This is a genomic window from Sphingobacterium sp. MYb388 (genome assembly GCF_037479535.1).
GTDB classification, from domain to species: Bacteria; Bacteroidota; Bacteroidia; order Sphingobacteriales; family Sphingobacteriaceae; genus Sphingobacterium; species Sphingobacterium anhuiense.
The window spans coordinates 333,041-357,897 of sequence record NZ_JBBGYV010000003.1 but is presented as its reverse complement, the minus strand read 5'-3'; the positions used below and the strand labels follow the sequence as shown (position 1 = coordinate 357,897).

General features: G+C 38.5%; 11 protein-coding genes and 1 tRNA gene. 3 read left to right on the top strand and 9 right to left on the bottom strand.

Annotation, left to right across the window (positions count from 1 at the left end):
• The first annotated feature begins 155 nt into the window (after positions 1–155).
• Entirely contained in the window at positions 156–2,885 is a 2,730-nt protein-coding gene (locus WH188_RS12035) for a DUF5695 domain-containing protein (protein WP_132769639.1), read from the top strand.
• A 489-nt stretch (positions 2,886–3,374) separates the two neighbouring features.
• A complete protein-coding gene (locus tag WH188_RS12030) occupies positions 3,375–7,421 on the top strand; it encodes a two-component regulator propeller domain-containing protein (RefSeq protein ID WP_339424049.1) in 4,047 nt (1,348 codons plus the stop codon).
• Between the two features lie 152 nt (positions 7,422–7,573).
• Here the strand turns inward: WH188_RS12030 and WH188_RS12025 are convergent, their stop codons facing one another.
• From WH188_RS12025 to WH188_RS12000, 6 genes are all read right to left on the bottom strand, one after another.
• On the bottom strand, positions 7,574–9,328 hold the full coding sequence (locus WH188_RS12025) for a family 16 glycosylhydrolase (protein WP_339424048.1): 1,755 nt from the start codon (positions 9,326–9,328) through the stop codon (positions 7,574–7,576).
• Positions 9,329–9,481: 153 nt separating this feature from the next.
• Positions 9,482–11,479, bottom strand: a complete 1,998-nt coding sequence (locus WH188_RS12020) for a RagB/SusD family nutrient uptake outer membrane protein (RefSeq protein WP_132769645.1) — start codon at positions 11,477–11,479, stop codon at positions 9,482–9,484.
• A 12-nt stretch (positions 11,480–11,491) separates the two neighbouring features.
• Entirely contained in the window at positions 11,492–14,698 is a 3,207-nt protein-coding gene (locus WH188_RS12015) for a SusC/RagA family TonB-linked outer membrane protein (protein WP_132769647.1), read from the bottom strand.
• Positions 14,699–14,955: 257 nt separating this feature from the next.
• Positions 14,956–16,329 (bottom strand): HAMP domain-containing sensor histidine kinase, encoded by a 1,374-nt coding sequence (locus tag WH188_RS12010; protein ID WP_021192012.1) that lies wholly within the window; start codon positions 16,327–16,329, stop codon positions 14,956–14,958.
• A complete protein-coding gene (locus WH188_RS12005; protein ID WP_021192013.1) occupies positions 16,319–16,999 on the bottom strand; it encodes a response regulator transcription factor in 681 nt (226 codons plus the stop codon). Before WH188_RS12005 ends, WH188_RS12010 begins: the two co-directional genes overlap by 11 nt.
• Before the next feature lie 161 nt (positions 17,000–17,160).
• The gene (locus WH188_RS12000) at positions 17,161–17,817 is read right to left on the bottom strand and encodes a Pr6Pr family membrane protein (protein WP_132769649.1); all 657 of its coding nucleotides are present in this window, start codon (positions 17,815–17,817) and stop codon (positions 17,161–17,163) included.
• 288 nt (positions 17,818–18,105) lie between these two features.
• On the opposite strand from WH188_RS12000, the gene WH188_RS11995 reads away from it, so the two are divergent.
• Positions 18,106–18,180 (top strand) — tRNA-Val (locus tag WH188_RS11995).
• A 57-nt stretch (positions 18,181–18,237) separates the two neighbouring features.
• Here WH188_RS11995 and WH188_RS11990 read toward each other — a convergent pair.
• The 3 genes from WH188_RS11990 to WH188_RS11980 form a co-directional block, all read right to left on the bottom strand.
• Positions 18,238–19,416 carry an acyloxyacyl hydrolase gene (locus tag WH188_RS11990; protein WP_132769651.1) on the bottom strand — a complete coding sequence of 393 codons (1,179 nt, stop codon included), beginning with the start codon at positions 19,414–19,416 and terminating at the stop codon, positions 18,238–18,240.
• A 288-nt stretch (positions 19,417–19,704) separates the two neighbouring features.
• On the bottom strand, positions 19,705–21,153 hold the full coding sequence (locus tag WH188_RS11985; protein WP_132769652.1) for a SusD/RagB family nutrient-binding outer membrane lipoprotein: 1,449 nt from the start codon (positions 21,151–21,153) through the stop codon (positions 19,705–19,707).
• Positions 21,154–21,167: 14 nt separating this feature from the next.
• The gene (locus WH188_RS11980; RefSeq protein WP_237682834.1) at positions 21,168–24,434 is read right to left on the bottom strand and encodes a SusC/RagA family TonB-linked outer membrane protein; all 3,267 of its coding nucleotides are present in this window, start codon (positions 24,432–24,434) and stop codon (positions 21,168–21,170) included.
• Positions 24,435–24,857: the final 423 nt, after the last annotated feature.

Here is a 24,857-nt window from a genome sequence, read left to right as displayed (position 1 = left end):
TTAGTTGTTTACAAAACAAATATTTTGTTGCTTTATATCAATAACATGTTACACATTGTTAAAATCTGGTAATAAAAAAAGAACTTAATAAGTCAAATTTGTAACAGTTCACCTTATATCCTATTAAAGATTAATTAATCTCTAAACTTTGCAAAATGAATTTAAAGAAAAGTTGTTATCTCCTATTTACAATATTTTACATCCAATATAGCCTTCCAGCATTAAGTCAACAGGATGAACATCCCGTATGGAAGGCAACAAAAAGTCAACCTGCTACTTTAGGCATAGACCAAGGAGCCAAAAGTTTTAATCTAAATCAGTTGAAAATTAAAGTGCTTAATACGTCACAAACTTTATCGGCTTTTCAACAGACCAATGGCGATCTTGCTTTTGATTATACGCCTATTGAAATGCTCCATAAACGTGACCGTAATAACTTTTTCCATATCGGCGATATCAACATCAGTCTTAAACGACAAGGAGAGACACAGTGGTCAAGTTATTCTTCGGCCAAAGACCGCAAGAAAGTAATCGAAATAACGCCTTCAAAAACAATTCTAGCTGCTGCTGACATTACCTCAACATTAGGAGACATTCCATTAAAAATTGTGCGAAGCTGGGAAAATGTAAACGGCGATCTGATCTTAAAGTTTCAAATCACTAATCCTACCGATCAAGCTATTGAAATCGGAGCTTTGGGCATACCGCTACCCTTCAATAACAATATGGATTGGAAAAATCTGAATCAGGCGCATGCACAAAATGTGTTTTTCGACCCCTACATTGGAAAAGATGCAGGTTATATGCAAGTGAACCATTTACATGGAAATGGCCCTAGCCTATTGGTTCTACCATATGCCAATGCAGGATTTGAGGCATACAACCCCTTAAACACTGATCCTACACCAAAAAGTATTACTTTCGAAGGTTTCCATGAATGGATGATCCATAGCAAAGCACTAGCTGAAACAGAATGGAAAGGAGTAGAACAATGGAATACACCAACTTCGACCCTATTAAAACCAAATGAGTCTAAAACATTTGCACTCAAGTTTGTCCTGGCACCAAGTATTAAAGAAATTGAAAATACGCTCCTAAAAAATAATAGACCCGTGGCAATTGGAGCTCCTGGATATGTCGTTCCATTAGATAATCCTGTCAAGTTGTTTATCAAACATAACAAGGCCATTAAAAACATTTCTGTCTATCCAGAGGGTTCTTTAAGTATTATTAAGCAAAAAGATACACCACAAAAATGGCATCAATATGAGGTCAAAGGTCAACAATGGGGTCGTGCACGATTGACTATTACCTACCAGGATGGTATCGAACAAACCATCCAATATAAAGTGATTAAGTCAGAAAAAGATGTGGTGAATGATCTTGGAAATTTCTTAACGACCACACAGTGGTATGAAAATGATAAAGACCTTTTTGGAAGATCTCCATCTGTTATCAGCTACGATTATGAAGATAAGAAATTAGTCACCCAAGAACAGCGCGCTTGGTATGCCGGCTTAAGTGATGAAGCCGGAGCAGCTAGTTGGCTAGCCGCAATCATGAAACAGGTCTTACAGCCTAATACCACAGAGATCGCAAAGTTAAAACGCTTTGTCAATGAAACCATGTATGGTCGAATCCAACATAAGGACGGTGATCAAAAATATGGTGTCGTCAAAAGTTTATTTTATTACGAACCTGATTCAATGCCAGCAGGCACTTACCAAACAGATATTAATTGGAAGACTTGGTCGGCATGGCCTAAAAAAGAAGCTGATAATATTGGGCGTTCTTACAATTACCCCCATGTTGCTGCTGCACATTGGGTCATGTACAGATTAGCCCGAGATTATCGTAATCTCGTACAGGAAGAGAGCTGGGATATCTATCTAGATCGAGCTTTTCAAACCAGCATGGCGATGATTGAAAAAGCACCTTATTATGCGCAGTTCGGCCAGATGGAAGGCAGTATATTTCTGCTTATCCTCCATGATTTACGTCGCGAGGGATTAACAGATGCGGCCAATAAATTGGAAGCTGTGATGCGTAAAAGAGCCGAACATTGGAAAACCCTTGATTATCCATTTGGAAGTGAGATGCCTTGGGACTCTACAGGACAAGAAGAAGTATATTTATGGTCTCGATACTTTGGTTTTGACGATAAAACTCAAGTTACCTTAAATGCCATTCTCGCGTATATGCCTACAGTACCACATTGGGGATACAATGGTAGTGCCCGTCGTTATTGGGATTTTGTATATGGGGGAAAACTATCCCGGATCGAGCGTCAACTTCATCATTATGGTTCCGCTTTAAATGCTATCCCTGTATTAACAGAATACCGAGATCACCCTGATGATTTCTACCTGCTTCGTGTAGGCCATGCAGGTATGATGGGGGCATTAGCCAATGTAACTGCAGATGGTTTTGGTCCTGCAGCATTCCATTCTTACCCCTCTACCTTAGCTAACGATGGTATATCGGGCGATTACGGTACTGGGTTTTATGGCTATGCCGTAAATTCAGGCACCTACATCATAGAACATCCAGAATTTGGCTGGCTGGCATTTAGTGGTAATCTGAAAGCCGATAAAAATAACATCGAAGTAGCAATAAAAACAGCTTCCAAAGGTCGTGTTTTTCTAGCCAAAGAAAATTTATGGTTAACATCCGATGCCGGAGAAATTGAAACCTTCACCTACAATCAAAAAGATAAAACTGTATTGTTAAACTTTAATACAAGTCAATCCGCGATAGTACCAAATATTTTGCTTAATATCAATCCGGAAAGTGGCTATGAAATTGAAGGGTTTAACAAAGATAAATACAACCGTTACGAAATACCCGCAAATACGAATACCGTGAAACTTGTGAAAACAAAGTAACATCAGGTCATTTATATTCTTGCAGAAAAGCCCTGTTTAATATTAAACAGGGCTTTTTAGTGTTTCAAATTTTTCCCTGAGTCTTTCTACAGACTCATCTTTATTATTTTCACATCGAATAAAGCATTCTCCCTATGAAGAAGAGTTTCACAAAAACCTACCTATTTCCGTCCGAATATCATTGCTTTATCGATCAAAACTACCCACCTGTATCTTCATTTTAAATGATCTGTTAGCTTGATAAATGTAAAGCAAACAGTTATTATTTATTAAACATTCTATATCTTTAAAAAATCACCGGTTTTAAAGATAAAATATGTGTCCAAACGAGGTACCGTTTAGCGTATAATGTCTATCTATAAATTTATGATATTTAAAAATATTTGATATTTAAAAATCTGACAATAAGGAAAATAGCAGCATTTTTTTTGGTAAATAAAAAGCCATTTTTAAACAAGGTAAATGCTGTTGAATGGAAAAATCACAACAATGAACAGTCATAAATTTCATCAACTAATAATTTCAATACTGATTCTATTGTATTATACACGACCGTGGAGTGCAGTAAGCCAAATTACGAATTCGAACATCAATCAACAAATATCGAACAGTTCGGTTAAATCAATCTTTCAAGATAGCCAAGGCTACATGTGGTTTGGCACATTTGATGGATTAAACCGTTACGATGGTTACGAAATCAAAGCATATCGCAATCAGCTGAATCAGACCAATAGTCTTCCCCACAATTATATTTATTGCATTGTAGAAGATCAATTAAAAAAATTATGGATCGGAACAGGACAAGGCGTTGCTATTTATGACCGAAATTTTGATACCTTTTCCCTTCTGTCTTTCTTAGACTTTGACAATCCTGAAAAAAAATATATCATGAATGTCGACACAAAGACGATTCAAGTCGACAAAAAAAACAATGTTTATATTGGGACAAACGGATTAGGACTATTACTCAAAGAAAATAACCGGGATAATGCCATCCGTATTCCATTAAAATTTGACAAAGAAAGATCAGTAGTGGATTACTCAGTTCCTGTTATTCATATTGATAAAAAAAATCAAATCTGGGTATTTATTAGTGACAGAGGTTTATATCGATTCGATATTCAAAATCAAGAATTACAACTTATCAATCATGATATTCTAGAAGCAACAAGTATGACCAGTAATCAAACTGGTGATATTTTTATTGCAAACTATCACGGTGTATACATTTTTCATAACGCATCTCGAAAAATATCAAAAGTATTTCAAAAAAATTTAAGTTCGGATCAGGTCAATCAACTAACCCTAGTCAATGACGATCAGCTATGGGTTTCTACGCAAGACAATGGCATATCCATCATCGATTTAAAAAACGATAATGTGCGCTACCTGAATCAGTCTTCCTTAGCTCCCAATGCTTTAACGAGCAATGCGATCTATACAACCTATGTAGGAAAAGACAACAAAAAATGGATTGGAACTGCTAAGGGAGGTATCCATTTGATTGATGATCAGCAACTGAATTTCCAATCACAGCAGGATAAATCATTACAAAACAATACTAACTATCCAAAATTTGTACGCTCCTTTGCTCAAGTTGATCCATCCACACTTTGGATAGGCACAGAAGGAAATGGATTGTATATATGGAACCGTTCCACAAACCTATTTCGATCTATAAAAAAAGGGGATCAGAACTTAACGGACAATGTTATTAATAATATTTTAGCAGATCGTAACGGTAACATCTGGTCTGCAACCGACAATGGGATTGTCCTATATGAGCAACATGGTAAGTCTAAAACCTACACGTGTATTGCCGATAATGGACTGATCAATAGTAGCGTACAGATTCTATTAGAAGATGCTGCAGGAAATATTTGGGCAACTACTTTTTCAAATGGATACCTCTACAAATATAACCCGATCACAGATCGATTCGAGCAATTCAATGATTCCTTAATCGATCTGAACTGCTTAACCGAAGATAAATCAGGAAGTCTTTGGGCTGGAAATTATAACACATTAATAAAGATTAATAAACAATCGCAAGCTTTTGAAACTTATCACATTGGAAAACCCGTCCGTTCAATCTATATCGACAGCAAAGGTCGTATGTGGATCGGAACCGAGGGTCGTGGACTAATTGAATTTGATCCAAACAGCAAAAAAATAAAAGTTAATTATTCCCAGAGCAATGGACTCTCGAACAATTCTGTTTTAAATATCTTAGAAGATCGGAAAGGAAATTTATGGTTGAGTACTTTTAATGGTCTGTCTAGATTTAATACAACTACAAAATCATTCACAAATTACGATCAAACAGATGGTCTGCTGAATAATGAATTTTCGTATAGTGCCGCTCATAAACTAAGTGACGGACAACTCATCTTTGGCGGTATCAATGGATTTGACTTATTCGATCCAGACAAGATCCAAGCCAGAAAACATATACCATCACTGGCATTGACTACCATCAAAATTAATAATATTAAACTGAATGACTCCACTCATCAGGTTCAACTCAATGATAAACATCAAATTTCCCAAATAACCTTACCCTATGGATCATCAATATCCATTGACTATGTTGCCCTAGAGTTCGCCTCCCCCAACAAGATCAAGTACAGGTATATGCTCGAAGGTTGGGATAAAAATTGGAATGATGCAGGAGTCTCCCGTTCCATTAATTATAATAATCTATACGAAGGAAAGTATACATTACTGATCAATTCAACAGATACTGAAGGCAAGTGGACAAAAAATATTGTACCGCTAACGATCCGTATATTACCACCCTGGTACCGTACCTGGTGGTCTTACCTGATTTATTTATCAGGGATAGCATGTGCCTTTTATTACTACAATCGCTATCGAAACAAACAAACGGCACTCCAATACCAGGTTGAAGTTTCGCAATTGCATGTCATCAAGGAACGTGAAATTTATGAAAAAAGGCAAGCCTTTTTCACGAACATATCACATGAATTCAGAACTCCACTTACTTTAATTATTAATCCTATAACAGACCTGTTGCAAAGCGATGAAAATAACCGGAATTCAACCACATTACAAGTGGTACACCGTAATGCCAAACGCCTTTTAAGTCTTGTCGATCAATTATTGATTTTTAGAAAAGCGGAGGAACAGGGTGAGAAACTTCACATTAGCCAATTTAACTTACACCACTTTGCAGAAGAGATCTATTTCTATTTCTCTGCACAAGCAAAATTACAGCATATTGATTATCAATTTTCTGCAGATCATGATGACATTATCATCCAAGCAGATAAAGAAAAAATAGAGATTGTACTTTGTAATTTAATCTCCAATGCCTTTAAGTTTACTCCAGAACACGGTCAAATTACTTTTACTATAAACTGCCATCCAAAATATATACAAATATTGATCAAAGACTCCGGCATTGGAATTCCGGATCATATCGGCGATAAGATTTTTGAAAAATTTTATTCGGACAACCGCAATGGAACAAAAAAACAGACCGGATTTGGAATTGGCATGTATTTGACCCGAACTTTTATAGCGATGCACAAAGGACATATTTCCTATCAAAGCTCGCAGGACCAAGGAACTGTTTTCGAGCTCAAGCTTCCCTTACTAAACGAAAACTATCAACGGGACCATTCATCCAATCCAAATAGTAATTATACCTCAACGTTAATGGAAACATGGATCTCTTCACCAACAGAAACAACAAACTCGTCTAATAAGCTTCATTCTGTTAGTCCAAAAGTAGGTTTATTAGTCGTTGATGATGATGATCAACTACGAGATTATTTGGTTAAGCTTTTTGAAAATGATTATATGGTCTATCATGAAGCAAACGGCATCGATGCATTATCTACCATTAAAAGTAAGCAACCCGAGGTTGTTATCAGCGATGTAATGATGGATGGTATGAACGGTATAGAGCTCTGTCAAGCCATAAAATCCAATCCATTATCCAGTCATATTCAAGTTATCTTACTCACCAATAGTGCTTCTTCAAGCACTAAGCTAGAGGGGATCCGGTTTGGTGCAGATGATTATATGAGCAAACCATTTGATGCGGCTGTATTGCGTGCCAGAGTCAATACGCTAGTCAAAAATCGTCAGCATCTACAAGAGTTTTTCTTCAATGCAATTACCCTTCAGTCCAACACATTAAAAATAACCGACAAAGACAAAGATTTCATTGAAAAGTGTATTCGCATCATCGAGGAGAATTTATTAGAAGATTTGAACGTCACCTCCCTATCTGCAAAAATTGGTATGAGCCATTCCAATTTATATAAAAAGATAAAAGCCATATCCGGACAAACAATAAATGAATTTATCCGATCGGTCAGGCTCAAAAAAGCTGCAGAAATATTAATCAATACGGACGCAAAAATTAATGAAGCTGCTGATATGGCTGGATTTTACGACATCAAATATTTTCGTGAACAGTTCAAAAAGCTATTTGGATCAAATCCTTCAGATTATGTAAAAAAATATCGAAAAGCATTTCAAAACAGATATCGAATGCCCGATTAGACGATTAAATTACAGTACCCATTAAGGTAGAAAAATCTGTTTCAAATTGTTTATAGCACATTTAAAACAGATTTTTGATGCACCTTAAAGGTAGATTGATTTATACCAATGTTAAAAACCTTAAAGCAATGAGATTAACGAATGTCCAAATTTCATTTAAATACATCAAGCTTCCATTGATCTTTCCATGAGACGGTTACCGTACCATTCTTAAGGTCAATCGGGAGCCAGATGTAGCGACTATCCAACAAATTTTTAGGCTTCCAACGGTCCGCCATAAAAATAAAGGCGTCCTTCTTTCCCGCAACAGGTAAAACAAAAGTAGATTGCGCGTCAAAGGTAATTTGCGCGTCGGGGCCACGCATCGGATCTCCTAAAGAAGTCCAGGGTCCAAAAAGATCATCTGCAACATGCAATTCCGCCTTATTGGGTGCCCAACCTGTACAACCGCTTGTAAACAAATAATATTTTTTATTGTATTTAAACAATGCAGGAGCTTCGCGATGATTTCTAAACAATAATTTATCCGATGCTGTAGGAGCCAAATAATCAAGAGTCAACTTTGATAATCTCAATTCGTAATTCTCATCTGAAGAATAGATGTGATATGCAACATCATCATCATCCACAAAAAGTCCCATATCCCTCGACATATGACCATTAGGTCTAAAGCTGTCTACCAGCTTAAAAGGACCTGTGGGAGAATCACTAATTGCAACCGCAGCCCGCGCCGCGGCATAACCTTGACCTTTCAACTCGAGATGAAACCACATCACAAATTTCTTAGTCCTTTTATTGTATATGACCTTTGGTCGCTCTATGATACAACCCCAAGCAATATCACTCTCCTTATCATCTGACGGAGAAAAGGCCAATTTCTCAAAAGTCCAGTTATAGAGATCCTTAGAAGAATAAACATTGACACCCTGTGATTCAGTTCCCCCTCTTTTCTCACCATACCAATAATAAGTGCCACTATGATGAACAATTCCACCACCATGTGCATTTATGTGATTGCCTTTATTATCCTGCCAAAGCTCGCCAGGTACAAATTTTACTTTTTTTTGCTGTTTATCACTCTTTTGATATACCCTGACATAATCAATCTCATATTTGGCCGGCAACAGATTTTCATCAACTTCTCCTCCGTTGATACCGCCTAAAGCTAAATTAAGTAAGATATAATGTGGCTGTTTAAAAGGATTAAATCCTGTACCATCACGGTTTGTCAATTTATCCAGCTTCACTTTATTCATCAGTATATCATCCACATACAAAGCAATCTCATGTTCATCCCAGTGCATGCTCCAAACATGAAATTGTTTGGCCCATTCTATTCCCCCTAAATTTGAAACCGCTTTTTTCTGACTATGCCAGTTCGCCTGCCATCTTTTATCCGTCCCAGAAGCAATATTTGCTAAGATATTACCCTTATAGTATTCCATAATATCTATTTCCCCGTTCGAAGGCCATTCTTTTTCGATTCCTAGCGTCCAAAATGCAGGCCACAATCCGTTACCCACCGGAATACGGGCCCGCATTTCAAAGATGCCGTACTTCCAGCTATGCTTGTCAGATGTATTAATCGATGCAGACGTATAGCGGATATCTGATCGCGAAAGCGCCCAATGTGGAGTGTCCGGTTTATAAGTAGGATTAGGTTTAATCTCTCGTCTAGCTTCAATAGTCAATATACCGTCTTTACAGGATACATTTTCTTTCTGATACCATTGGTCTTCCTGGTTACGCATGAACCCCTCCTCAAATCTCCAATTTTGATCATTTACAGAACCCTTTTGATCAAAATCATCAGACCAGACCAATGTATATCCTTCCTTAGAAACATGTTGTGCACTTACCTGTATAGCAAGATGCAATAGAAAAATCAAGTAGTATAGTTTTTTCATGAATAAAATACGTTATTTATTAAAATCCTTTTAAGTCTCTTTCTCCTTAGATCGCGCTTTGCATAAAAGATCCCCCATCTCATATTATCATGGAGGGGGATACTAGGCAAAAAAAACAATTCTTTAATTGATGTCGACAAGTAGGTTAACCTATCAATAGCCTGTTGCCCCATTTCCGGCAACCAAAGGCCATCCCGGATTCTGGTAAATGACAGCATTTTCAATACTTCCGTCTACCGAAGTAAGTTGAAAATGCTCTATGGCTACAGGAGATAGGTAATGCGCCATTGCAAATTTAATTCCAGCATATGACAACGCATTACTGCGGACTTCCAAAGGACGCAGATAAATACTTAAAGCCGGATCGGAGACAACAGATTGATCACTCGAAGCACCATATTTCAACTGCGCCGCCGTATACCATTCCTTCATTGGCCCCCAGAGTTTAAACCCTTCATAATGATCGGGAGTCGTAATTAACTGATCCATTGCTCTCCAGCGTTTTAGATCCATCAATCGCAAACCCTCGGCCATCAGTTCGTTTCTTCGCTCCCTGCGGATATTATATAAGGTCGGTGAAACAAAATTTCCAGCAGAATAAACGCCCCAGTCTTTCTTTTCCAAACTCATATTTGTTGCCGCAATAGTTGCATTAAAATCAGGATCCACCTTTGCCCGCGTTCTGATTGCTCGCCAATAAGCCTCCGCTTTTCCATCCAGATTACCATTTTTTTCATAAGAAGCCTCAATATAATTTAAATAAGCTTCCGAAGCTCTAAACGTAATACTTCCGGTATATCCGCCATTATTATTTGTCTGTAGACCATCATAGGAGATACCTTTACGGATGGTGTATCCTGTTGTATAACGACGTTCCCAATCTGTTTCCCATATACTGGGATACGGTTCCACCAAAGTATAGTGTGTACCTGCGCCAACATTGATCAGCACGTTTTTCTGTCCCGGTTCTTTCAAAAACAACTGCAATCGACCATCACGGTCTTTGCGCACATTTGCAATGTAATCATCCCCATGATATCCGCTGCCGGAAGCATATACCGGAAGTCCATTTTTCATTAAGAAACTCTCGACCATACTACGCGTTAAGCCAACCGCATAATTACTTCGCTGTTGATACACAGGAACATTATGGGTAACCAGACTTTGATTATACTGGCGCCATAACAACACTTCACTATAGTTGGACATATCAACCGCTCCAAACATGCTGAAATAAGGATTTTCATTATTGGCCGATTCGATGATCCCCGTATTATTGACCAGAGCAACCGCATCTGCAACCGCGGCGGCAGCAGTCATGGATGCTGACAAGAAAAAGTCAATTTCCCCATCAATACTTCCAGAAGGAAACGTATAACTTTTCAAATAATCTTTCGATTCCCCTGGCCAACCCGCACCCTTAGGTACAAAAGCAGTTCCTTTAAAATATTTCAACCAGGTACCTTCATATAAACCAACGCGCGATTTTAAAAGCTGTGCAACATGTTGTGATATCCTCTGTTTCTTTCCATCGGGAGAATTTGTCTTCAATAAAGTTATTGCCGAATCCAGATCAGACAGAATAAAACGTGCTACTTCATTTCGAGGCGCTCGTTTACTCGCTTCTATTAATATATTTTTATCCTTATCGGACATGACATTTTTAATGATCGGAAAATCACCCAATGCCTGCAGTTTTGTAAAATAAACATAAGCTCTCAAAAAATAGGCCTCTCCTATATAATGCTCCACATTAGATGCATTACCCAGTAATTTCTTTTCCTTCCATTTTGGCACCACGGTGTTGATAAAATAATTCATCTGGTAAATATTTGAAAAGTTCCAGTCACCGCCTTCAGCTCCAACACGCCATTGACCTGGAATAAAGCGGTTATCTAAATTTGGCATGGCCATGTTGTCCGTATTACCATCAATTCCAAATGTTCCAAATGACCACGTCCCGTGCGAAGGAAACACCTCCGTATAACGTGCAATGGTATAAGCCGCTAATTGCGATTCTTCCGTCAGGTAAACTTCTGGGATGATTTGGGAAGGTGGATTAATATCCAAATATTTATTACAAGAAGAAAGACCGACCGCAGTTATCAATCCCAATTGAAATATATTAAAAATTTTATGCTTGAATTTCATGATGAATTATTTTTAAAAGGTTACACTTAAGCCCGCTGACCATACTTTTGTTAAAGGATACACAGTACCGTTACTGCCTCCGTCAATGGTTTCAGGATCGAACATCCCCGCCACCTTCGATCCCGTCCAGACGTTTTCTCCTGCGATATACACACGTAAACGTTCGACACCAATACGATTGGTCGTCGCTTTAGGAATCGTATATCCCAATTGCACATTTTTTATTCGGATATAGGAAGCATTTTGTAGGTAGCGACTTTGTATTTCTTGATTTTTAGAGGTACCAAAAGTCGGACGAGCATAGTATCCATCCAAGTTTTCACCAAGTACATTATCTGCTGTACGGAAATAATCTAAATGATCCACCAAACCTGTAGACCACCATTTACTATTTGTCGCTCCCCAGAAATAATAGCCTCCTTGCCATACATCACGTTTCATGACACCTTGAAAGAAAATACTGAAATCAAAATTCTTATACTCCGCATTTAGATTTAAACCAAAAGTATACCTTGGTGTGTTATTTCCGATGACGCTCAAATCCCCTGAATTTCCTTCCGTACTAGCTCCTTTATCAATTTTACCATCACCATTTATATCTTTGTACATCACATCACCTGCGGCCCATTGTGTACCGATAGCGCTCTGACCTCCATTGGGAAGCGATGCCAAATGACGATCCATTTCCTCTTGTGATTTTGCTATCCCCAGCGTCTGCAAACCCCAGATATCACCCCATCTTTGGTTTGTACGGTATTTATTTAATACACCAATCTCATTTGGATATCGTGTTATTGTTGTTACGTTATCCGAAATCAAAAACTTAGCACCATAACTTAATCCGCCTTTTGTCCGATCATTCCAACCAATAGTTGCTTCAAAACCCTGTGTTTTCAAGTCCGTATTATTGGTCTCTGGTACTTGAGTACCCAATGTAACAGGTAACTGCGGAGCTGGGCCTACCATATCGTAGGTTCTACGATCAAATACTTCAAATGAACCTGAAAGTTTGTTATTTAGTGCGGCAAAGTCAACACCAATATTGGTGGTGTTAATAGACTCCCATGTCAATAGCGCACTGACTAATCCCGGAGCCGAAGCTGTGTTAGGACGTGCATTATTGATTAACCAACCGCCATTGTTTGTTCCCGTAGGTTGCACCACATAAGTTGGATACCATATTTCTGTATTCTGATTACCCAATTCTCCATACGAAGCTCTGAACTTAAACATATTGATATAGGGTAACGCCTCTTCAAAAAAGGTCTCTTTTGCCACATTCCAACCAGCAGAAACAGAAGGAAACCATCCCCATCTACTATCACTTCTGAATCGAGAAGATCCATCATAGCGCAAATTTGCTTCGAAAAGATATTTATCCCTAAAATCATAATTTAATCGACCAAAAAAACCTGCCGAAGCCCATTTTTGGTATTCCCCAGAAACCGATGGTACTACAGGATTGCCACTGATATCTGTTCCTGAAGCAATATTAATAACCGGTTGATCCGGTAGGATAATTCCATCCCTTTGCACGCCTAAATTACGGAAAGCAGTTTGTTCCGCTTGAAATCCGACCATCCCTTTAAAATGATGATCGCCCATGCGCTTATCATACTCTGAGTAAATATTAATATTGTAGTAATTCTCCTTCAATCCAAATTCGTAGACATTCGACGTATTTTTATATAAATAAGGATTACCATTTACATCATGATTATACAGTTTTTGAGAATCCCAATGACGAAATTGTGTTGTCGTACGATAATTGAGATTAGCAATCGTTTTCCAACCTTTTAAAGGCTCCAATGTTAATTGCAATTGCTGATAAATGTAATCTTTGGTTGAATTATCGACCCCGCCCTCTTTCATAACCAAAGCAGGGGAAGGCGAACTATAGAGAAATCCATTCGGGTCGTATAACGGGAGCGTGGGCCATCCTTGACGACCTAAATCATCATAAAAACTATTGGTCAGTGCGGCAGGTCGTTCATAATCCTCTCTTACCAATCGCGCATTATAGCCAATTTGAAAAATGTCGGATACTTTTGAGTTTATTTTTGCCGAAATCGCATACCGATCATAATGATCTGTATTGAAGGCCATCAAACCCTGCTGTTTCATAAAATTTCCTGACAGATAATACGTAGTTTTATCCGATCCTCCATTCAGGCTTAAGTTATGCTCATGTGAAAAGGCTTGATCCCGATACATCGCTTTAAACCAATCTACATTATCATTACCGTATGCATACCCATCTGCCCAATATTGCGAATTGTCCGGAGATACAATAATTGAATTTTTATTTGATCCGTTTTGATAATCTAAAATGCGCTTCAGGTATTCCTCAGAAAAATGAGGCGTACCATTTCCATTTACTTCCGCCTGATTGAAATATTGGGCAAACGTATAAGAATCCATCATCTTAGGCATTAATGTCGGTTTATTCATTCTCAGACTATTGTTATAATTAACAGAAGTCTTTCCAACTTTTCCCGATTTTGTTGTAACTAGGATAACACCAAATGCGGCTCTAGAACCATAGATAGAAGCAGCTCCAGCATCTTTAAGTACAGATACACTTTCGATATCCTGAGGGTTGAGAGCTGCTAATGAGCCTTCTGATCCATCGATCAAAACTAAAGGTGAAGAAGAAGAAGTTCCTATCGTCCCTACACCACGAATATTTATCGCTGGATTAGATTCCAGACTTCCACCATTTTGCGAAATATTTAATCCAGGAGCAAGACCTTGCAAAGCTTGAATCGCATTTCTCACTGGTCTATTTTCCAATTGCTTCGCATCAACAACAGCAACCGACCCTGTTAGATTTGTTTTTTTCTGTGTTCCAAATCCAACAACAACAACTTCATCCAAAAGGTCTCCCTCAGACTCCTTTAATGTCACATTTAAAGTATAAATACCATTCTTTGAATCGGTGATATCCTGAAGAACAACACGTTGTTTTTCATAACCAATAAAGGTAAATATAACAGCATTGGCACCCGTTGTATTTAAACTGTATTGACCATTAGCATCCGTTTGTGTTTTTAATGAAGATCCTTCGGCAGAAACCGTCACTCCGGGTAAAATACCCGCTGCATTAGTAACTATACCCTGGATCTTGGTGATTTGTCCGGAGGCATAATTAAAGCCTAACAAAAGAAAAAAAAAGATAAAAAACCCTTTTCCTTTCCAAAAAAGTACATTTCCTTTCATAATTATAATTGGTTCGTTTTAAACAATCCAATATTAGGAAACAGAGCTAATTAAAGAGAGGGGCTAATTCGTAATTTTTGAGGGTGTAATTAGTTTAAACAAAAATACATGTCTTAAGTTCCTTAAAACCAATAAATTGAAAAACAACAGATAATGAAGGAAAATTACTTTTCCCTATCTATTTTCATGCTGATGAAACCAACATGAAAACAAAATTTTTAAAATAAATTCCTCTTAAGGGCACAAAAATAGAAAAATTACTTAGGGATATAGACGCTAACAGATGTCCCCTTATTTTCAATCGAGGAAACCGAAAGTATGGCATGATGCAATTCAAAAATATGCTTGGCCAGTACTAATCCTAATCCGTTTCCATAGATTGCACCCACATTGGAGGCCCTATAAAAAGAATCAAAAATATGCGGCTGATCGTGTAATGGGATACCGATACCATGATCCGCAATTTTGACTACCACAAGATTTTCATGACAGACCAGTGAAATCGTGACCATTTTTTTATCCCCGTACTTACAGGCATTAGAAACAATATTACTGAAAGCAATATAAAAGAGATCCGGATTTACAAAGATATTCATCTCACTGCTATCCTCAGGAATATGCGAGAAATCCAGAAAGATCTCACAGTCCGGGTTCATGCTTTTTTCACTCTTCTGCACATCATATAAGAGTTCATCGATCCGGATCCACTGTTTGCTTTCGATCTTACCCTCAAATCCGGTGCGTGACAAGAGCAAAAGATTATTGATGATGAGATTCATCTTTGAAGCATGTTTAACAATTGCCTCGACCGAGTAATACGCTTCATGATTTTTATCCAGATGATGCAAGGCCAGTTCTGCTTCCCCACCAATAATCGTTAAAGGCGTACGTAACGAGTGGGATGCATTGCCGATAAAGCTCTGCTGTGATTTGACCGAAATATCCAGTCGTTTCATCATCGCGTTGAAATTGGAAATCAATATTCCGATTTCATCATCATCATTCGAATAGTTATTTTTAACCCGTTTGTTCAGATTTGATATATCCACCTGAGTCAATTCCTTATTGATAGCTTTGATAGGTGCAAGCAGTCTATTCGCGAAATAAAAAGACAGCAGAACAACCAAGATAATGGCTAATGCCCCACCTGAAATTAAAGTATGATCCAGTATTTGTTGTTCATCATGTCCATACTCATCAACTCCAGCAGAAATAACCAATAGGTTTTCCTTGTGTAAAGAATCGACAAAAAATAGGGCTACATAGGAGGTTTTATTATGCAGAAACTGCGCTTTTCCGTTCACAATAGCTTCTTCATAGAAGGCATCGGGTAAAGGGAGATCGGGTTTATAGCGGAGATCGGTATGCCCTTTAACAATCCGCAACAGATAATCTTTACCTTCAGAAAGCTGACGTAGATATTTTCGGGTTACTTCGTAATACACCTTATTATTATACGCATCATTCTGTATGATATGATTACCAACAATAGTGGCATTTTCTTCCAGCCGGTGATAGAATTTGGTCTGCAGACTGTCCTTCGTAAAATAAGAAACATATAGGGCGAAGGATACAATATAGGCGATCGAGATCGCTGAAAAAAGGACAATGACCTTAGTTCTAATTTTCATTTCTCAGTATATAGCCCATACCGATAACAGTATGGATAAGTTTCTTTTCTGTAGGATAATCTATTTTTTTTCGCAGGTAGTTGACATAAACATCCACCACATTGGTACTCATATTAAAATCCATACCCCATACTTCTTCCAAAATATCAACCCGGGATAAAATCTTATTTTTATTGACCATTAGATATTCCAGTAATCGGTATTCAGTAGCCGTCAGAATTACGGATTTACCTCCACGTTGCACATTCTTACTGTCTCTATCCATGACGAGATTATCAATAGTAATGGTGTTACTGGTCGTGGTCTGCTGTCTGGCCTTTCGAGACTGCCGATTGATTCGCGCACGAAGTTCGTCCAGTTTAAAAGGTTTGGTCAGATAATCATCAGCATCACGATTAAATGCTTCAACAATATCTTCCGTCTGATTTAATGCACTTAATATCAAGATCGGCACATCTTTATTCGTCTTCCGGATATTTCTACAGATCTCCAACCCGTTCATCCCCGGAAGCATCACATCCAAAATAATCAAGTCATATTGGTTAAGACCCGCCATTTTTAATCCCGTAAATCCGTCCATAGCGACACTTATCGAATGGTTTTCTCCTTTCAATCCCCTTTCAATCAACGAAATTACAGATGGCTCATCTTCAACAAGTAGTATTTCCAATTCTTTTTTATTTTAATGTAAAACAGTCACAAGTGACATACTTTCTTAACCCATTAACTTTTTAACCATCTCACAACTTACAAAAATAGGCAATTTCTTCGAAGCAATCGGCTCTAATCTAGTTACTACCTACTATCGTCTAAACACTATTATCTCAATACTTAATAAAGTGTATTATTATTTTCCCTTGCACGGCTAATCCATGCGAGCAGTTGACAAAGAACGACAAAGAATATTGTTAAACCGCATACGTAGGTCATAACCCCCGCTGTACCTCCGGCAGTTGCAGGATCTAAAAACGGATAAGGGTACCAACCCTTTATCGAAGCTCGGATAAACGTGTAGATGACCCACAAAAACGGGAATATCAATAAATAAAAAGCTTTGCCGGATGTAATCGGTTTTCGTGAAGGCCATAACAACCACCAGACAGTAATAAAAAATGGACCAAATTCATGCAGAATAAAATTGCTCCAGCTAAAATGGTCTGGGTCAAGTTGCGTGTTACGAAGCAGAACGGCAAATACAATCCCGGTTACCATCATATAAAGAACTGCTCCCGCGCGAAGATACCTGAACCATTCACCAAGTTGCCTATTTCTAAAAATTGCCACCGCGGCAATCAGGTAAGTAACCATCGCAATAAAATTACTCTGGATTGTAAAATAACTGAATCTGTTCCAGCCATAACCAGGAGATGTCGGATCCACATTCCAGGCGGTCCAAGGTTCAATAGAATCCAAGGTAAAGATAGCCATTATGATTAATACTACCGCATTAAGTCCTTTCACATTCTGAGGTAAAGCCGTTTGTTTCATAGTTTCTCAAATGTCAATTCTCTCAAAAATAATTAAAAAACTTTTAATATAGTGACCGAGTAATCTTATATCGTCTAAATACTATTAAATAACCCGGCAACAAAAGTTCTAATCGACTAACTTTCTAACCTTCTACCATCTAACTACTAATTACTAGCATCTAAATACTAAAATCTAACTGCTTTTAAGTAACTAACTTTTATTTTACAAATAAAATTGCTTTATTTGCACCAGTTCATTCAGGCACAGGGAAGCAAACCCGTTTCTATGACCTACCGGAACAACAATGGAGGCTTAGCTCAGCTGGTTTAGAGCACTACCTCGACAAGGTAGGGGTCACTGGTTCGAACCCAGTAGTCTCCACAAAAAAGAGCATCTGAATTCAGATGCTCTTTTTTATGATGTATTTTTATAATAATGCTACTTTTTCTTTTTTAACTGCAATCCGTACCCCATAGTCCATTCGATAAAGTCCGCTTTTCCGGCATGGGCTTTAATAGAAACACCTGTAAAAATATCGCGATAAACTTTGTACCGAACCCCGGCTCTCAGATAGATCGGGCTACTCTCACCATTAAATTTATTACGGTGTAAATAAGCTCCAACATTACCATTAAGATATAATCTTGAATTCAGAACGTGATCAATGTAAAATGCCGGTCCGTAAGAAAATAACGCAGAAAATGACCCCGCTTTATCGCCTGCAACTTGTTTATCGTTACCGCTAGCTGAATAGAAAGCATCCATTCCGGCACCGATACGCCATTTATAACCCAAATGTTTACTATAATAAGCGCCAAGTGTTGATTTAAAGTATTGCTTATCATTTTCACGATCGATCTGCTTAAATCCAAAAGCATAATTAAAGTGGAGTTCCTGCTTATTTTCCATTGGCGGAACTGTCGATTTTCTAAAGTCAAAAGGTTTGCTTGAAGGGTTATATGCCACAGAAAGACTGAGCGGTAATAAGTTTATTCCTGTATTGGGCAATGCCAGGGCACCATTGCTGAAATGATGAAAAGCAATTCCTGCTCCAAGTTGGAATTTTTGACTCAACCGGTAATTTGCCTGTACCCCAAGATCGATGTAAACATTATTCTTACTGCCAATAATCAGATTTAAAGGATTATCCTCTTCGTTATAAGGATTGAACCGCCCAGAAAGTCCCAGACCAATTCGGTAATTAAAATTCCATTTGCTATCTACTTTTGGTGAAATAGGAATGGCAACAAAGCCATAGACTGCAAAAGGTTTACCAAGATGCTCCTGTCCAAAAGTACTGCTATACACTCCAATACCATAGATCGGGTAATTGTATAGTTCATTGTACACACTCGTGACAGAGTCACGGTACTGACTCTGAAAGCCAACGCGGAAATTAATACCACTGTAATACGAATCTGCAAGCGTTTCCTTTGTACGTTCATTCATCTTCAATTCACCGCCACTTTCATGTTCAAGCTGAAAGATCAATCGAGGTTTTCCAGAGCCAACTGATTTACTGGAATCCAAGGAGCTGGAAATGCGGGGACTGACCTGCGCCGTTAAGGCAAAGGAACTAAATGTGAGCGTGATAAAAATCAGAATTCGTACGATCATTAAAGGGATGTTAATTTAAATAAAGATTAATTTGTTTGCAAAAGTAGCAACTCCTAAACCAATTGCAAACACTATACACAAAATTTCAGCTTATCGCTTGCATGGGAACAGGTGTATCAATCACTTTCTCACCTTCCGAATAGTCATATAGTGAATGAGTAATCTAAAAGTCTAAAGCTGAATTTCTAATCTTCTCACAATCTAACCTTCCATCCATCACAAAAAATGAGCCGATTACGTGATGTAATCGGCTCATAAAATAAAACGATATGATATTGCTCTAAAAAACTATTTTTCCCACCATACTTTCGTGTGGTAAGTATCTCCCCCCATTTGCGCAACAGCCTTTGCATAATGATCTGGGTTAAACCTTCTGACCTCATTTTTATACATAAAACGCGATGGCATTACCCCATCATGAAACATATAAGGTGTTTTAGGCAGTTTTGGAAAACCCGTGCGACGATATTCAAACCATTGCTGATAATCCACCATAAATAAACTCAGGTATTTCTGCATCATAATGCGTTCCTGAGTACCATCAAATTTTGCGGATTCATTCTCAAAATAAGTTGCCGGCATAACACCACCATATTGTTCTATCGAAGCTTTTACACCTTTCTCGTACGCCGTTTTAGCTTCATTTGTCAATCCTAATGCTAAGTAAGTTTCTGCTTTGATAAATTCAACCTCAGCATAAGGCATGATCAGTTCTTTAACAGGAGTACCCACCGCTTCTGGATATACTAAATCTCCATTCGGTGTGCTCGGATTGAAGTTATAGGCAGAAAGATCGCCGGAATGCCCTGCCGGGATTCCACGATAGCCTATGCTCTCCACTTTACCATCTACTAAACGTGTCGCTTCTTTCATGATAAAGGGACGGCGAGGATCATTCAAAGCATTCAGATTGTCTACAAAAAATTCAGCCATTGCCGTAAAATTCACGTAATCCTGTCTTCTTCCCCAAGCATAATCATAAGGTGCTAAGCCCGTCACCTGTACCACCGCTGCTTCTGCATTCGATTGAAAAATCGGATAATCCGTCGGGTTATCTAAAATTGTCTTTATTTTTGAATAAGCATCCATACGTTTCGACTGACGTAAATAATAGCGTAGTAGTAACGAATTATTAAATTTACGCCATAGCTTTTTATCATTCTTATACAGGATATCTTCCCCATTCATGACAGATTCACCCTGATAAAGCTTGTTCGCCTCTTCCAATCCCTTTACCATATCCGCATAAATCTGTTCCTGCGTATCAAACTTAGGTTTCGTTACGCCACTTTCAGCCTGCAGACCTTCAGACAAAGGAACGTCTCCAAAGCTATCGGTTAAAATACCTACGATATAGGCTTTCAAAGTCTTAGCAACAGCCTGATAAGCTTCATTATTACTTTTCAACGCAGCCGCTTCCATTTCGCGGATATTACGCAGATAAGCATAGCTTGTATTCCAAGTGCCATCGCCCGACTGTTCTGTAAAATAGTAGCGGTGGATGCCATTCGCAGCGCTGGGATTGGCCAAACCTGTTTGCATAATTTCCCAGGTAAAGTCATTACTTCGTACTGTAAAATAGGTACTCATCCCATATACTGTGGGTGTAATTAAAGAACCGGGTGTCACCTGTTCAATTTTATTGGGATCTGTATTTAATTCATCAAAATTTTTGGTACAGCTTACAAGACTAGTAAGTCCAGCTAAAAATGCGATACCGATATATTTTTTATTCATCTCTAAATTCCTCCTTAAAAGCTCACTCTCAAATTAACACCATATGTTTTTGTGCTCGGCATTTGTCCCATTTCCACTCCCGGCATAATCGTAGCACCGTTTAATGCGGCAGTCTCCGGATCGAACATCGGGAAATTGCTGATCATAAATAAATCTCTCCCGAAAAAGGCGATAGAAGCACTATTCACTTTCCAGCGGGATATTAAATTTTTAGGTAAAGCGACTTCAAAACGTACTTCACGAAGTTTTAAATAAGAAGCATTAAAACTATTCGTCTCGACATTCGCACGACGGTAATAATCACCATACCAGGTATTGATAGGCACTTCTTTTGTATTTGGGCTGAAAGTTCCGTCAGCATTGGCAATCACACCTTCACCAGCGATCATTCCTGTCTCTCGTCCCTTCAACGTGTTGGTCAGTTTACCCTGTTCAGACATTTTATGGTGCGTTTGGGAATATACTATACCCCCATATTGTCCATCAATCAAAGCACTTAGGCTGATGTTTTTATATCGGAATTCATTGCTGAATCCACCCCTCCAATCGGCATAGGCATTTCCTATCTTCACCTTATCCGATGGTCGAACAGGAAGTCCTGATTTTCCATCAATCAGAACCTGTCCAGCATCATTTCTTACCAGGCCATATCCCCACAGATCACCCGTAGATCCACCAACCGTTGCAATAATCTGTGCAGCGCCAGACCCACTAGAAGCAATAATCTGCTGCGGTGTATCTACTCCCTCACTTAATTCTAAGATTTTGTTATCATTCTTAGACCAGGTCAAGGTCGTATTCCATTGGAAGTTTTGATTTTTAACCGGTGTACCCGTTAAACTGATTTCAAGACCTTGATTTCGGATTAAACCACCATTAATGATGGCAGAACTGTATCCCGTTGTCAGATCTAAAGGCACCGTTAAGATCTGGTTCTTAGAGCGGTTGTAATAAAAATTGATATCAGCCGTCAATCTATTGTTCAGGAATGCAACATTCAATCCAGCCTCCGTAGAAGTCGAAATTTCGGGCTTCAGTTCCGCATTATGTAATTTTGAAGGAGCTTCTGCTGACCCTGGGAAAATAGAACTTGAGTAATATTTACTCGTTTGATAAGGATCTGCATCATTACCAACCTGTGCCCAAGATAGACGCAATTTGGCAAAAGAAATCGCCTTTGGTAAAGTCATCAGATCACTTAAGACAAAACTACTGCTAACCGAAGGATAGAAGTAAGAGCGGTTTTCCGCAGGTAATGTTGAAGACCAGTCATTGCGAGCGGTAACATCCACATAAATTTTATCCTGCCATGATAAATTCACCAAACCAAACATACTTTGAATCTCTCTGCGTGTTAAATTGTTTCCATCGGCCAAACCATTGGTCAGGGCATTACTCAATTTATATATTCCTGGTATATTTAGACCCCGAGCTATCCCTGCAGCTTCTTTGATATTCCGCTTCATCAAGTTACCACCCATTGTAGCACGGATCTTAAAGTCTGGTGTAAGTTGATCGTTATACGTCAATAAGGCGTCAGTATTCGACTCTAAATAGAAGATATCCTGCTGTTTATAGTAGCCCTTAGGGAAATTTGCTGTATCCCAAGGACGGCGTTGCTCGCGCAGGTTAGAGTTCATATTCATACCAGAACGTACCATCAATTCCCATTTCGGATTGAACGTATATACACCTTGTACCATTCCATCAAAACCATTGCTATTTAGGCTATTGGTCATTTCATTGGCGATAACAAATGGATTTTCAATATAGGAACTGAAAGGATGGATCTGTTTAATATTCTCCTGACCTTTTTGCCACATCGGGCGGTACCAATCCAAATCAATACTTGGATTTTGAAAGATCATAAAGTAGGAAATCGACTGATTATTATACCCCGTTGCAGGCAGATTATCACTCGTCTTATTCGTGTAATTAGCTTTTAAATTTAATTTCAATTTATCACTAATTTGAGCACTTGTATTGAACGATGCTACCAGACGTTCAAAGCCTGTGTTCGGCATGATCCAATTATTTTTGGTATGTGTGATGGAACCGCGGGCCGAATATTTATCATTTCCGCCATCCAATGCCACACTGTTCATATAAGTCGCACCGGTTTTAAAAAAACCTTTTACACCATCTTTATAAGGTACCCAAGGAGTACGTGTAGCACCCTGACCTTCAACAGCCGGATCATATTGGTAAAACAGCTGTCCATCAAATTTAGGTCCCCAGGCACTGGAAGTGCCTCCCGTACTCGCGCCATCTTCACTGAGCCCGTACGAATAGTAAAGCTCTCCAGCAGCATTACGGTTTAGGTTTCCCTGACCATATTCATACTGCAAGTCGGGCATTTTCAATATATCCTGAAAACTTGTATTTGAATTAACCGTAACGCCCATTCCCTTAGCATTCCGCTTACCCGATTTTGTCGTAATGATCAATGCACCATTACCTGCTCTGCTTCCATATAATGCAGTCGCAGCTGCACCCTTTAGCACGGAGATCGACTCAATATCATCTGGGTTGATATCACCAAGCCCATTCCCAAAATCGACCGGTACATCCTTATCTGCACCACTCGATCCAGCTCCGTAAGCATCCGTTACGCCAGAACTAAAGCGACCATTTACCATAGGCACACCATCAACAACAATCAAGGCCTCATTTTTCGTCGGATCTAAGGATTGATCACCGCGAAGTGTAATTCTAGCTGTATTCAAAGGACCTGAACTCGCTTGTGTAATATTAAGACCCGCAACTTTGCCTTTCATCGCATCCACCCAATTGCTGGATGCCGCATCGGTCATCTGCTTACTGCTGATGGTACTAACTGCATAACCTAGTGATTTTGCTTCTCTTTTAATTCCCAGAGCCGTCACGACAACTTCAGAAATTGCAACGTCTGAAGATTCTAAAGCAATGACAACTTGCTGTGCATTGGACGTAAAAGTGCGCTTTACCGGCTGGTATCCCACACTTTTAAAAGTTACCTGTTGATTCGGTAGGGCCTTAATTTCAAATTTACCTTGTGCATCTGTTGTTCCTAGAGCTTTACCTTCCACCAAAACCGTAACTCCCACAATAGGAACATTTGTTTTTGTATCGACAACACGTCCTGAAACGATTATACCTTGTTGTTTGATAGCTAAGGTTTCCTGCTTAGAAAAAAAATTGTTGTTCGCTTCAGCAGTCGTCATTCCTAATCCTGCGATCAATAGCAAAGAGGTAGCTTTAGATACAGGATACCGATAAAATTTAATTCTTCTATTTTTCATTCTTCATAAGTCTTCAAAACACAGCAAGCAATTGCAGGGTTGTTTAAAACTGTTGCAATACTACGCATGTAAGATCAATTATGGGTTAAGGCTGTGTTAACATAACATTATGTTTAAGCTTCCATAAAAATGAAGCAAGCTAATGACGGATATATTAGGAGATATCACCTCGTTATACAATAGCACAAAAAACTTCTTAAGTAGTTAAGTAGCTGAATTTAGTCGCAATTTCTTTTTGTTAATACAAGATCACAAAGAGCAAATAGAATAAATTTATTTACGTTAGATGTCTTTTATAATCTGTAATTGTAAATACTTAACGAAGCATTTTACGCAATCGATTGTCTCTTTTCAACTCTTTTGTTTTAATTTTTTTTGGTGTATTTTGGACACCTATGATGACAAATCATAATATAAACCACA

What these genes read in the sequence shown, in the direction of transcription:
- WH188_RS12035 (WP_132769639.1), top strand. Translation starts at nt 156, where the DNA reads ATGAATTTAAAGAAAAGTTGTTATCTCCTATTTACAATATTTTACATC.
- WH188_RS12030 (WP_339424049.1), top strand. Translation starts at nt 3,375, where the DNA reads ATGAACAGTCATAAATTTCATCAACTAATAATTTCAATACTGATTCTA.
- WH188_RS12025 (WP_339424048.1), bottom strand. Translation starts at nt 9,328, where the DNA reads ATGAAAAAACTATACTACTTGATTTTTCTATTGCATCTTGCTATACAG.
- WH188_RS12020 (WP_132769645.1), bottom strand. Translation starts at nt 11,479, where the DNA reads ATGAAATTCAAGCATAAAATTTTTAATATATTTCAATTGGGATTGATA.
- WH188_RS12015 (WP_132769647.1), bottom strand. Translation starts at nt 14,698, where the DNA reads ATGAAAGGAAATGTACTTTTTTGGAAAGGAAAAGGGTTTTTTATCTTT.
- WH188_RS12010 (WP_021192012.1), bottom strand. Translation starts at nt 16,329, where the DNA reads ATGAAAATTAGAACTAAGGTCATTGTCCTTTTTTCAGCGATCTCGATC.
- WH188_RS12000 (WP_132769649.1), bottom strand. Translation starts at nt 17,817, where the DNA reads ATGAAACAAACGGCTTTACCTCAGAATGTGAAAGGACTTAATGCGGTA.
- WH188_RS11990 (WP_132769651.1), bottom strand. Translation starts at nt 19,416, where the DNA reads ATGATCGTACGAATTCTGATTTTTATCACGCTCACATTTAGTTCCTTT.
- WH188_RS11985 (WP_132769652.1), bottom strand. Translation starts at nt 21,153, where the DNA reads ATGAATAAAAAATATATCGGTATCGCATTTTTAGCTGGACTTACTAGT.
- WH188_RS11980 (WP_237682834.1), bottom strand. Translation starts at nt 24,434, where the DNA reads ATGAAAAATAGAAGAATTAAATTTTATCGGTATCCTGTATCTAAAGCT.